Consider the following 12,561-nt stretch of genomic DNA (forward strand, 5'->3'; position numbering starts at 1 on the left):
GCCACCTGGAGATAACGGTCCGGATACGCGAAGGCCGCCCACCGGACACGGCGGGCGGCCTTGCGACATCGGATCGGCGCGCGCCGATATCCGAATCAGGCGCTGATGCTGGCCTTCTCGAGGATCTCGCGCGCGAGGGCGGCGGTCTCGGACGGGGTCTTGCCGACCTTCACGCCCGCGGCCTCCAGGGCCTCCTTCTTCGCCGCGGCGGTGCCCGACGAACCGGAGACGATGGCGCCCGCGTGGCCCATGGTCTTGCCCTCGGGGGCGGTGAAGCCCGCGACGTAGCCGACGACCGGCTTGGTGACATTGGCCTGGATGTAGGCCGCGGCCCGCTCTTCGGCGTCGCCGCCGATCTCACCGATCATGACGATGAGCTTGGTCTCGGGGTCCTTCTCGAACGCTTCGATGGCGTCGATGTGGGTGGTGCCGATGACCGGGTCGCCACCGATGCCGATGGCGGTCGAGAAGCCGAAGTCCCGCAGCTCGTACATCATCTGGTAGGTCAGGGTGCCCGACTTGGAGACCAAGCCGATCGGACCCTTGCCGGTGATGTTGGCCGGGGTGATGCCGACCAGCGACTCACCCGGGGTGATGATGCCGGGGCAGTTCGGGCCGATGATGCGGGTTTTGTTGCCCTTCTCCACGTTGTAGGCCCACGCGTAGGCGGTGTCCTGCACCGGGATGCCCTCGGTGATGACCACGAGCAGCGGGATCTCCGCGTCGATGGCCTCGATGATGGCGTCCTTCGAGAACTTCGGCGGCACGAAGGCGATCGACACGTCCGCGCCGGTCTCCTTCATGGCCTCGGCGACGGTGCCGAAGACGGGCAGCTCGACCGCGTTGCCGTCGGAGTCGGTGTGCGAGACCGTGGTACCGGCCTTGCGGGCGTTGACGCCGCCGACGACCCGGGTGCCCGCCTTCAGCATCAGCGCGGTGTGCTTGGTGCCCTCACCGCCGGTGATGCCCTGGACGATGACCTTGGAGTCCTTGTTCAGGAAGATAGACATTGTGGTTCGTGTCCTTTACTTGGCCGCGGCCAGTTCGGCGGCCTTGTCGGCGCCTTCGTCCATGGTCTGAGCGAGGGTCACCAGCGGGTGGTTGGCGTCGGCGAGGATCTGGCGACCCTCGTCGACCTTGTTGCCGTCCAGGCGGACGACCAGCGGCTTGGTGGCCGCGTCGCCCAGGATCTCGAGAGCCTTCACGATGCCGTTCGCGACCGCGTCGCAGGCGGTGATGCCGCCGAAGACGTTGACGAACACCGACTTGACCTGCTTGTCGCCCAGGATGACGTCCAGGCCGTTGGCCATGACCTCGGCGGACGCGCCGCCACCGATGTCGAGGAAGTTGGCGGGCTTGACGCCGCCGTGGCCCTCACCGGCGTAGGCGACCACGTCCAGGGTCGACATGACCAGACCCGCGCCATTGCCGATGATGCCGACCTCGCCGTCGAGCTTGACGTAGTTGAGGTCGTTCTCCTTGGCCTTGAGCTCGAGCGGATCGGTGGCGTCGATATCCGCGTAGGCCGCGTGGTCGGGGTGGCGGAACTCGGCGTTCTCGTCGAGGGTGACCTTGCCGTCGAGGGCCAGGATCTCGTTGTCGGGGGTGCGCACCAGCGGGTTGACCTCGACCAGGGTGGCGTCCTCGGAGATGAACACCTCCCACAGCTTCTGGATGGTCACCGCGGCCGCGTCCAGGATGTCGGCGGGCAGGTGGCCCTGCTCGGCGATGGATCGCGCGAAGGCCAGGTCCACGCCCTTGACGGCGTCGACCGGAACCTTGGCCAGGCGGTCGGGCTTGGTGGCGGCGACCTCTTCGATCTCCATGCCGCCCTCGACCGAGCACATGGCCAGGTAGGTGCGGTTGGCGCGATCGAGCAGGAAGGAGATGTAGTACTCCGACGCGATGTCCTTGGCCTCGGCGACCAGGATCTTCTTGGTGATGTGGCCCTTGATGTCCAGGCCCAGGATGTTCTGAGCGTGGGTGAAGGCGTCGTCAGGGGTGGCGGCGTACTTCACGCCACCGGCCTTGCCGCGGCCACCGACCTTGACCTGCGACTTGACCATCACAGGCTTGCCGATTTCCTCCGCGATCGCGCGAGCGTCCTCGGCCGAGTCCGTGACGCGGCCCTCCGACGAAGGCACTCCGTGCTTCACGAAGAGTTCCTTCGCCTGATATTCGAAGAGATCCATGTACTCACCGTCTCGTCTGCGTTGTTGTGACAACGTCTTTGTTGGCGGCCCGTCGTCGGCCCGTAGCGACCGCTTGCAGGTCGCTCGCGAAGGCCAGTGGGTCGGGTCGGACTCTAATCAGTCACATGGAGCCGAAATCAGCCGCATACAGCCTAAGTGGCGCAGGTCACGGTACAGTCTCCAGGGCCACAAAACCGCTGGGTACGACTACTCGCGAGTAGCTTTCGGGCCACGTGGCAGGTGAGCGCGACGAATCCCGGAGGGTGGCACAGACTACGACGCCTTGTAGTGGAAAGAGCTCACGCAGTTACCCACAGCACAGTGAGGCAATCCCGGGGGGCGACGTGATGAATGTCACAGCATCGACACGAGAGGGGTTCATCGCTTGCCGACCCGCAATCGTTTCGTTACCGTCGTTGCGGTCGATGTCACAACACGGTCACGGCAGGAGGACGGCAAGCTTGACGCAGCACAGCGCTCCGCAGGTAGGAAGCCGCTCCGCAGGCGACCCGTCGAAATCGAGCCCCCACCTCGCACGTCGGACGAACGCCCATGAGTGACGGCGCATTCCCGACCGGGCGGCGCTCGCGGGCCAACCGATACCGACAGGACGACGAAAGCTTCGGCGAATCCGGGCATTTCGGCCACGGCGATCAGTCCGGTGGCACCCGGTACGAGCACGGCCAGGTCTACGGCTGGCAGGCCCCCGCGTCCACACCGGGCGAGTGGAATGCCCACGGCGGCTGGGACGCGCACGCCGAAAGCACGCACGGTGGCAACGGCTACGCCGACAATAGTTTCGGCGACAACGGCGCTGACTGGAACAGCGGTACCTGCTACGACGGCGCCAGCTGGAACGACGCCGCCGACGGGAACCGCGAGACCGCCGACGGCGGCTGGCACCACGGCGGCCAGGGCGACTGGAACGCGCACGCCGAGGGCGGCTGGAACGGCGACACCGGCTGGAACCCGGATTCCGGCCGAACCTGGGATGGCGACGCCGCGAACGGCGGCTGGGGTGAGCCCGCGGCCGAATGGTCCGGTGACTCCTGGAATTCCGGCGACAGCGCCTGGGAATCGCCCGCCGACCCCAACCCCTCCGACGAGCACCGGCCCGTCTACACGTTCCGCACCGCCTCCGGTGAGCCGCTGGAGTTTTCCCGCGACGGCGCCCGCGTCGATTCCGCCGCCCCCGGCGCGCCCGAATCCGCCGCCCCCGCATCCCGTTCCGCCTCCCGCGCCACGCGCAACCGCCGCTCCGGCGGCGCGCACCGGCTGCCCGCCCCGCCCGCGGCGCTGAAGGGCCGCGCGGCCGTGGTGGCCGTCGCCGCCGGTGCCGTGGTGGCCGCCGGGCAGACCGGTATGGACACCGCGCCGACGACCGGCGAGTTCCAGGCCGCCGATCAGGTGACCGAACTCGCCGCCCAGAGCGTGAGCCTCACCGGCGCGGAGACGCAGGATTCGGAATCGCCCCAGGTCCTGAATGTTTCGACGCCGATGGACGTGGGCTCCTTCGACGACATCCTGCGCAAGGGCGAACAGTTCGCCGCCGACCTGGCCGCCCAGGAGGCCGCCAAGCTGCGCCCGCTGTTCACCAAGTTCACCAGCGGCAATTTCACCTCCGGGTTCGGAGCCCGCTGGGGCGTCCAGCATCTCGGTATCGACGTGGCCGCCCCCATCGGCACCCCCATCTACGCGGTGGCCGACGGCGTGGTCCTCGAAGCGGGTCCAGCCTCCGGTTTCGGCATGTGGGTCCGTATCCTCCACGACGATGGCACCGTCACCGTCTACGGACACATCGACACCGCCACCGTCTCCCAGGGCCAGTACGTGATGGCGGGCGACCAGATCGCCACCGTCGGCAACCGCGGCTTCTCCACCGGCCCGCACTGCCACTTCGAGGTCTGGCTGAACGGCGTCAACAAGATCGACCCGGTCCCGTGGCTGGCCTCCCGCGGCATCGCCCTCGGCCCCCAGCGCGACTAGACCGCGATACCGAACCTTCCCCCTGTGGGCGCGCCGAGAAAGCGCGCCCACAGCCGCTTTCACGCACCCCCACACCGCGCGCCCCAGCCCTCCAACCGCCCAGCCCCGCCAAGCCGCGCGCCACACAGCCCAACCCCGCCGCGCGCCCCTCCCACGCGCCCGCCACACCACGCGGCCCCACTCACCACGCGGCCCCACTCACCGCGCAGCCCCACTCACCGCGCAGCCCAACCCACCACGCAGCCCAACCCACCACGCAGCCGCCGCGCCAGGCGGCGCGCGGCGCGATCCGAACCACGCCAGGCGTTCGGCCCCGTAGCACGGTCCAACCCGACTGCGCACCCACCCGCGGCGCACAGTCCCAACCCCGCCGCGTCACCCGACCCGCCACACGGGCCAACCACACAGCGCGCCCCCATGCGTACGGCCCCGGGCGATTGTCGTCAGGCCCGGAGCGCGTACCCCCTGGGATCGAGACGGGACACCTTGTCGCCGTAGACGGCGGGGGCGGTGTCGCAGCCGGCGATGAAGTCGCCGGGGAAGCCGAGCTCGAAAGGTGCGGCGGTTTCCAGGAATTCGACCGTTTCCTCAGGCAGGGTGAGGTCGACCGCGCCGAGGTTCTCGGTGAGCTGGGCCGCGCCGCTGACGCCGACGATGGGCAGTACGGCGGGTGAGCGGTGGCGGGTCCAGGCCAGGGCGACGTGGGCCGCGGGGACGCCCAGCTCGGCGGCGACCTTGTCGACCGCGGCGGCCGCCGTGCGCTGGCGCTCGGTGAACTCGGCCGGGTCGCTGCGGCGTCCGGCTCGGCCGGACAGTACGCCCTGCCCGAGCGGCCCCCAGGCAGTGACACTCATGCCGAATGCCTCCGCCATCGGGATCAGCTCGCGTTCGGCATCACGCCACAGCAGGTTGTAGGGCACCTGGAGGCCGGCGAACGGGGTGCGGTCGCGCAGCTCCGCGAGGGTGTTCGCGCGGGCCACCACCCAGGCGGGCGCGTCCGAGATGCCGAGGTGCAGGACCTTGCCGGAGCGAACGGCGTCATCGAGCGCGCGCAGCGTCTCCTCGATGGGGGTGAGCCGGTCCCAGACGTGCACCCAGTAGACGTCGATGTAGTCGGTGCGCAGATTCCGCAGGCTCTGTTCCAGACTCAGCACCAGGTTCTTGCGGTGGTTGCCCGCGGCGTTCGGATCGGCGGCGTCACGCGTCGGCGTGTACTTGGTGCCGATGACGAAGCGGTCGCGGTCACGCAGCACCGAGCCGAGTAGTTCCTCACTGGGGCCGTACATGGGCGCGGTGTCGAGGAGGTTGCCCCCGGCTTCGGCGAAGACGTCGAGCACGCGACGGTATTCGTCCGCGTCCCGCAGGGCCATGGTGCCCAGCGCCAGTTCGGACACACGCAAGCCAGTTCGGCCGAAAAGTCGGTATCGCATGCAGACCACTCTGCCGGTCCGGCCACCCTGGCAGGGAGACCGTGCGAGGGCCACCCTCAGCCCGTCGTGCCCCGGGCGTGGGCACGGGGGAATCCGCACCGGTGGTAACGGCCGGCCGGTTCGGGCCGACGATCCTTCGGTAACGGAAGGAGTTTCATGAGGAAAACGATTGCCGCCGCGGCACGGGTCGCGGCCGCTGGTGTTTCAGGTGTGGCCTTCGCAGCGATCGTCGGCTCCGGGACCGCGCAGGCGGCGCCCCAGGATTGCGCCGTCGAACGGGATCTCTTCGGCGCGTCGGCCGTATGCCAGCCCGACGGGGGCAGCAACTACGTCCTGCATGTGGACTGTTTCGGCCTCTACGCCAGCGGTCCGTTCCCGATGTACGGCGTCGGGCCGTACACCGCGCTCAGCTACCCCTTCACGCCGAACGGCGAGCGCGTCACCACGGGCTGCACGGGGATGGGTCCCGGCGTCGTCGCCGTGGCCACCAATGCCTACGTCGAGGTCTACCGGGGCTAGCCAGCCGGCCTCGCGACGGCGGTCCTCCCCTGCTCGGCAGTCTCGCCCGCGCTCGCCGGTCCGTTCCGCGCTCGGCGGTCGGTGCCGACTGCGGGGAGGCTGCCGGTTGGTGCCGGGCGCGGGCAGCCTCACAGGTCGAACCGCGCCCGCATACCCACCTTGACCCGTTCCAGGATCTCGCCCCCGATGGCCCCCTCGTAGGTGACGAGACTGGTGCGCCGGTAGATGGTGATGTCGTAGAGCGCGATCACGTGCGGCGTGCCCGGAATGGGCACCGACAGCAGCCGGTGTGCGGCGGGCACCTCGTGGTCGGGATGCACGAGCGCGACCACCAGCAGCGGATTCTGCTGCACCACCGCGTCGGCGTCCAACAGCACCACCCGGCGTTCCTGCCCGAACAGCGAGCTGGCCGCCATCCACAGCTCACCCTGCCGCATCGGCTCAGTCTGCATCGGAGGCTTCGAATTCGGCCTCCGCACCGACCCGCACGTCGGGTGGGCGGTCACGCAGTTCGGCGAGATCCTCGGCGAGCAGCCGCTGCCGTACCGCACGGGTGACGTAGTCGTTCATATCCGCGCCCGCGGTCGCTCTCAGCCGGGTGGCGATCGCATCCGGAAGCAACACGGTCATTCTCGTCGCCATGCCTTCGAGTACACGCCCTGGCGCGCCGCCCGGGCAAGGGGGCGGCGTGAGGAGGTGTCAGAGTTTGACGAGGGTGCGGCTGTACTGCGGAATCAGCCTGATCTTGCCCGCGGTGCCGAAATCGATTGTCACCGTGGCCAATGCGCCGAAGCCCTCGGCGGCGACCACCCGGCCCAGGCCGTATTTGTCGTCGCTGACCCGGTCGCCGACCGCCAGCACCAGCCCGGTGTTGTTGCGTTTTCCGGCGGAGGCGGGAGCCGGACGGCGTTCGCCCCCGCGATCCCGCACGCCGGGCCGGGGCTCGCTCCAGCCGTCGCCCCGCGTCCAATCCCGTTCGAAGCCTTCGTCGTCGCGACGCCGCCGGAATCCGCTCGACTGCTTGGGCGCGGGCTCCAGCCGCCGCCAGTCCAGCAGGTGCTGCGGAATCTCCTGGAGGAAGCGGGATTCGGGATTCGAGACGGGCTGGCCCCAGCCGGAGCGCACCACCGCGCGGGTCAGGTACAGCCGCTTGCGGGCGCGGGTGATGCCCACGTAGGCGAGGCGGCGCTCCTCGGCCAGCTCGGTGGGATCGCCGAGCGCGCGCATATGCGGGAACTGCCCGTCCTCCCATCCGGTGACGAAGACCACCGGGAATTCCAGCCCCTTGGCGGTGTGCAGGGTCATGAGGGTGACCACCCCGGTGCCCTCGTCGGGAATCTGGTCGGTATCGGCCACCAGTGACACCCGCTCCAGGAAGGCCGCCAGCGAACCGGGTTCGGGTTCACCCTCGGCGGCCTCGGGCAGGATGCCCTCGGTCCGCGCCGCCTCCACATTGTTGCGCGCCTCGGAACTGAATTCCCGTGCCACGCTGACCAACTCGTTGAGGTTGTCGAGCCGGGCCCCGTCCTGCGGATCGTCGGACGCCTCCAGTTCGGCGCGGTAGCCGGTGCGGTCGAGCACGGCCTCCACCACGCTGCCCACATCCGGGAAGTCCAGATCCTCCTGCGCACCCGCCGCCCGGATCTGCTCGAGCAGGTCCAGGAAGCCCGCGATGGCCCGCTGCGACCGGGTGTTGAGCAGCGCCACCTTGCCGTCGGCCGCATCGCGCAGCGCCTGGGCGAAACCGATCCCGCGCTGTTCGGCGTGCACGGCCACGCATGCCTCGGCGCGATCGCCGATGCCCCGACGCGGGGTGTTGAGAATGCGGCGCAGGCTCACCGCGTCGTTGGGATTCTCCAGCACCCGCAGGTACGCGACGATATCGCGCACCTCCTTGCGCTCGTAGAAGCGGACGCCGCCGACCACCTTGTACGGCAGCCCCATGCGGATGAAGATCTCTTCCAGCGCCCGGGAGTTGTTGTTGGTGCGGTAGAACACCGCCACCTCGGAGTAGTTGGCATCGCCCTGATCCACCAGCCGGTCGATCTCGCGGGCCACAAAGGATGCCTCGTCGTGCTCGTTGTCGGCGACGTATCCGACAATGAGGTCGCCGTCGCCCCGATCGGTCCACAGCTTCTTCTCGCGCCGGTTCTCGTTGCGGGCGATGACCGCGTTGGCGGCGGCCAGAATATGCTGGGTGGAGCGGTAGTTCTGTTCCAGCAGAATGGTTTCCGCGTCCGGGAAGTCGCGCTCGAACTCCTCGATATTGCGGATGGTGGCGCCGCGGAAGGCGTAGATGGACTGATCTGCGTCGCCCACCACGCACAGTTCGCTGGGCGGCACCTCGGAATCGGCGGTGAGATGGTGGCCCACCAGCTCGCGCACCAGGATGTACTGCGCGTGGTTGGTGTCCTGGTATTCGTCGACGAGCACGTGCCGGAACCGCCGCCGGTAGTACTCGGCCACATTCGGATGCTTCTGCAGCAGCGCCACGGTCTCGCCGATGAGGTCGTCGAAGTCGAGGGCGTTGGCCGCGCGCAGCCGCCGCTGGTACTCGTCGTAGACGCGGGCGACCACGCGCGGGAACTCGGTGTCGTCGGTCTGGGCGTCGGCGGCGGCCCGATCCGGGTCGATGAGCTCGTTCTTGAGGTTGGAGATGGCGGTGGCGAGCAGGCGCGGGGTGTACTTCTTGGCGTCGAGGTCGAGATCGCGCCCGATCATGGCGAGCAGGCGGCGCGAGTCGTCGGCGTCGTAGATCGAGAAGTTGGAGTTGAGTCCCGGCACCAGTCCGGCCTGGGTGCGCAGGATGCGCACGCAACTGGAGTGGAAGGTCGACACCCACATGCTGGCGGCGCGCGGCCCGACCAGACCGGCCACCCGCTCCCGCATCTCGGCGGCGGCCTTGTTGGTGAAGGTGATGGCGAGGATCTGGCCGGGGCTCACATCCCGCGCGGCGAGCAGGTAGGCGATGCGCCGAGTGAGCACCGCGGTTTTGCCCGAGCCCGCGCCCGCCACGATCAGCAGGGGCGAGCCGGTGTGCATCACCGCGGCGCGCTGTTGCGGGTTCAACCCCTCGAGCAACCGCTCGGTCTTCTGTTCGTCCTCAGCCACCGTCGCGTTCATCGTCTGTCAACGCTACCGGCGGGCACCGACACCATGACATCCCGCTGGCCCAGGTGTCCGAATAGTGCCGGTAGCGTGCGCGTCTCCTCAGGTGGCGGCGCGGACCTCGGAGCCCGTGCCCGTCCCGGCCCGCGCGCTCCGACGGGCGAGCAGCCAGGCCGCCACCGCCGCCGGGCCGAACATGATGACGCCGTAGATGGCTCCCGGAACGGCCATGGTCTCGTCCTCCAGCACCGAGACCGCCACGGCGATGGCGAGTGTCGCGTTGTGGATGCCGATTTCCATTGCGGAGGCGATGGATTGACGCGCGTCCACGCCGAACAGGCGCGGCACGAAGTAGCCGATGAGCAGGCTCAGGATCGACAGCAGCAGGGTGATCGCGCCGAGCCGGCCGATATTGTCGGTGAAGGTGCCGAACTCGCTGATCGCCGCGACCACGATGACCAGTACCAGCACCACGATCGAAGTGATCTTGACCGGTCCGCGCATGCGCTCGGCCCAGGCGGTGAAGCGGCGGCGCACCATCATGCCGATGGCGACCGGGATCAGCACGATGGCGATCACCTGGAGGAACTTGCCCGGTTGCAGCCCGATGCCGCTGCCGTCGTCGAGGAAGGCCGCCAGCGACAGCGTCACCACCACGGGCATGGTGAACACGGCCAGCACCGAGTTGATGGCGGTGAGGGTGATGTTCAACGCCACATCGCCACCGGCCACATGGCTGAAAAGATTCGCCGAGGTGCCGCCGGGCGAGGCGGCCAGCAGCATCATGCCCACCGCCAGCGCGCCGGTGAGCCCGAACAGATACACCATCCCCAGGCACAGCAGGGGCAGCACCACGATCTGGCAGACCAGGGCGATGGCGGCGGCCTTCGGATAGCGCAGCACCCGAGCGAAGTCGTCGACGGTCAGGGTGAGACCGAGACCGAACATGACCAGGGCGAGAGCGAGCGGTAGGAATACCGCGAAAATCGAGGATCCCAAGGGTATCTCCTGACAACAGCATGTCCCGGCCGACCGGATGGCACCGGGATACGCCGAATACTGACGCACGCGCGCCCGCCGCGGACTGTGTTTCCCGACGAAGAACGCCGCCCGTATTGTGCCCGGCGACAACCGTGTCGTGGGACAGTGGGCGGAATGCGGCAACGAGACCGAGGGGTGCGCTTGAACAGGCAACCGGTAGCCGATCCCGTGATCATCGACGGCAGGCCGCTGGCCGACCAGCTGGCGCAGCGCACGCACGCCATCGTGACGGCGACCGTCGAACACGTCCGCGGTCAGGTGGCCTTCTACCGCACGCTGCCGACCGAGGTGATCCGCCGCGATGTCACCGCGATCGTGCGGCGCAACCTGGAACTGTTCGTCACGACCCTGCACGAGAACCGCGATCCCGAGCCGCACGAACTGCTGCCCATCGAGCAGTCCGCCCGGCGGCGGGCCGAGGAGCGGGTGCCGCTCACCGATGTGATCAGCGCCTACCACCTCGGGGTGCAACTGTGGTGGCGGACCATCGCCGAGCTGGCCGGACCCGACGACGCCGACGCGCTCGCGCGGGCGGACGCGCTGCTGCAACGGCACCTGCAGTCGGCGACCCGGGCCGTGCTGGCCGGATACGGCGCGGATCAGGCCCCGATTCCGCCGCAGGATCACGACCGCCGCCGCCTCTACCGGGCTCTCACCTCGGGCGAGGACGTGGCCGGAGCGGCACGGTCGGTGGGCCGCACGCTCGCGCGGCGGTACTGGGTGGTGTCACTGCGGGTGGCCGCGCATCCCGATGAGCGGGTCGAGGGTGTCGACGCCACGGTGGCCTCCCGACGCAAGCTGCGGCGGCTGGAGTACGCGCTGGACCGGCTCGGCCGCGGCGAGACGCTGCACATGGTCACCGCGCAGGGCGGCGGCGCGCTGATCCCGGCCCCGGAGGCCGATCCGGAGTCGCGGTTCGAGGCGTTCGCCGCGCAGCTGGCCGGGCTGGGCCGCGACATCGGGGCCGAGACCGTGTGCGCGGTGGACTCGGCCGTACCGCAGGATATTCCGGAGGTGCACCGGGAGGTGGGTGAGCTGCTGCGGGTAGCGCGACGCTACCACCGGCGCTCGGGTGTGGTGCGCTTCGCCGATCTGGCGGTGGAGTACCAGCTCACCCGGCCCACCCGGGTCTCGCGGATCAATGCCGCCGCCCTCGCGCCGCTCGACGGTGATCCGAGTCTGCGGCTGACGCTGGAGACCTACCTGGCCCACGACTCGAGCACCACGGCGACCGCGGCCGCCCTGCATGTGCACTCGAACACCGTGCTCTACCGCCTGCGCAAGATCACCGAGCTGACCGGTCTGGATACCACCAAGACCCGGGATCTGCTGCGCATGGCGGCGGCGCTGGCCGCCGCGCCACGGGAATCGCCGTGACCTCCGCCGATCCGAGTCATCCAGGAGACCGAGGGGTCCGAATACTGCGAGTGAGGCGAACATCCGGTGGATCGGCGCGCGGAGGAAACTCTCAGGAGTTTCCAAACGTATTCGTTTTGCATGACCCATAGCCCGTGGCAGACTGGCCAGGTGACCAGCGCTCCACGAAGACCAGTTACCTGAGCGCGCCCATTCGGGGGACAATGTAAGACCGACCAGGTCGGCTTTCCAAGTTGCAGTCATGGTGAAGAACCGATCGGTAACGCTGCGGGTCTGCCCGCCGATCGACGTTCTGACCACGAGGAGAAGAAGTATGAGCATCTCGACGACGGGACAAGACAAGCCTGCGACCGGCTCCGACTCCGCGCTGCCTACCGAGGCGGAGATCGACAAGCTCCGCAAGGAGATCGACAAGCTCGACGCCGAGATCCTGGCGGCCGTCAAACGCCGCACCGAAGTATCCCGCCTCATCGGCCGCACACGCATGGCCAACGGCGGCCCCAAGCTGGTGCACTCGCGCGAGATGAAGGTGCTGGAGCGCTTCAGCGAACTGGGCCAGGAAGGCCACACCCTCGCCATGCTCCTGCTCCGCCTCGGCCGCGGCCGCCTCGGGCACTGAAATTTGGCCTCCGCTCCGCTCCGGCGGGGTTCGCGGCGCTGGAAGTCCCGGTTCTTCCCTCCCTCCGCTCCCCCGCTTCGCTCCTCCGCTCCGGTCAGTCCAGAACCGGGACGCGCCGCAAACCCGGGAGTGTTGGTGTGAGGGCCGGGCGGGTGTCAGGCCGGGAACGTACGGACTCTGGTGGGTGGCCCGAGTGCGGGGTCGCGGCTGCGGAAGTGGTCGGTCCGGGAACGTAAGTACTCTGGCGGGTGATCCGAGTGCGGGGTCGCGGCTGCGGAAGTGACTCGTC

General features: G+C 69.0%; 11 protein-coding genes. 4 read left to right on the forward strand and 7 right to left on the reverse strand.

The annotated features are described in order from the left end of the window. Positions 1-95 precede the first annotated feature (95 nt). Together sucD and sucC are read right to left on the reverse strand one after the other, a co-directional pair. Entirely contained in the window at positions 96-1,010 is a 915-nt protein-coding gene (gene sucD / locus QMO76_RS10955; RefSeq protein WP_306361085.1) for a succinate--CoA ligase subunit alpha, read from the reverse strand. Positions 1,011-1,025: 15 nt separating this feature from the next. Beyond that, positions 1,026-2,192, reverse strand: coding sequence for an ADP-forming succinate--CoA ligase subunit beta (sucC, locus tag QMO76_RS10960; protein ID WP_306361086.1), 1,167 nt, complete (start codon positions 2,190-2,192; stop codon positions 1,026-1,028). A gap of 552 nt (positions 2,193-2,744) precedes the next feature. On the opposite strand from sucC, the gene QMO76_RS35335 reads away from it, so the two are divergent. Continuing rightward, positions 2,745-4,178, forward strand: coding sequence for a M23 family metallopeptidase (locus QMO76_RS35335; RefSeq protein ID WP_372341945.1), 1,434 nt, complete (start codon positions 2,745-2,747; stop codon positions 4,176-4,178). Between the two features lie 443 nt (positions 4,179-4,621). Here the strand turns inward: QMO76_RS35335 and QMO76_RS10970 are convergent, their stop codons facing one another. Then, a complete protein-coding gene (locus QMO76_RS10970) occupies positions 4,622-5,572 on the reverse strand; it encodes an aldo/keto reductase (protein ID WP_306361087.1) in 951 nt (316 codons plus the stop codon). A gap of 192 nt (positions 5,573-5,764) precedes the next feature. Between QMO76_RS10970 and QMO76_RS10975 the strand changes: the two genes are divergently transcribed. Continuing rightward, entirely contained in the window at positions 5,765-6,127 is a 363-nt protein-coding gene (locus tag QMO76_RS10975) for a hypothetical protein (RefSeq protein ID WP_306361088.1), read from the forward strand. A 128-nt stretch (positions 6,128-6,255) separates the two neighbouring features. On the opposite strand, the gene QMO76_RS10980 is transcribed toward QMO76_RS10975, so the two are convergent. The 4 genes from QMO76_RS10980 to QMO76_RS10995 form a co-directional block, all read right to left on the reverse strand. Beyond that, positions 6,256-6,579 (reverse strand): hypothetical protein, encoded by a 324-nt coding sequence (locus tag QMO76_RS10980; protein WP_306361089.1) that lies wholly within the window; start codon positions 6,577-6,579, stop codon positions 6,256-6,258. Next, positions 6,569-6,757 (reverse strand): hypothetical protein, encoded by a 189-nt coding sequence (locus QMO76_RS10985; RefSeq protein ID WP_306361090.1) that lies wholly within the window; start codon positions 6,755-6,757, stop codon positions 6,569-6,571. Before QMO76_RS10985 ends, QMO76_RS10980 begins: the two co-directional genes overlap by 11 nt. Before the next feature lie 69 nt (positions 6,758-6,826). After that, positions 6,827-9,250, reverse strand: a complete 2,424-nt coding sequence (gene pcrA / locus QMO76_RS10990; protein WP_306361091.1) for a DNA helicase PcrA — start codon at positions 9,248-9,250, stop codon at positions 6,827-6,829. A gap of 87 nt (positions 9,251-9,337) precedes the next feature. Next, positions 9,338-10,234, reverse strand: a complete 897-nt coding sequence (locus QMO76_RS10995) for a bile acid:sodium symporter family protein (protein WP_306361092.1) — start codon at positions 10,232-10,234, stop codon at positions 9,338-9,340. Positions 10,235-10,417: 183 nt separating this feature from the next. On the opposite strand from QMO76_RS10995, the gene QMO76_RS11000 reads away from it, so the two are divergent. Together QMO76_RS11000 and QMO76_RS11005 are read left to right on the forward strand one after the other, a co-directional pair. Then, a complete protein-coding gene (locus tag QMO76_RS11000; protein ID WP_306361093.1) occupies positions 10,418-11,653 on the forward strand; it encodes a CdaR family transcriptional regulator in 1,236 nt (411 codons plus the stop codon). Positions 11,654-11,966: 313 nt separating this feature from the next. After that, positions 11,967-12,272 carry a chorismate mutase gene (locus tag QMO76_RS11005; RefSeq protein WP_029931136.1) on the forward strand — a complete coding sequence of 102 codons (306 nt, stop codon included), beginning with the start codon at positions 11,967-11,969 and terminating at the stop codon, positions 12,270-12,272. Positions 12,273-12,561: the final 289 nt, after the last annotated feature.

It is taken from the genome of Nocardia sp. CC227C (assembly GCF_030767025.1).
Taxonomy (GTDB): Bacteria; Actinomycetota; Actinomycetes; order Mycobacteriales; family Mycobacteriaceae; genus Nocardia.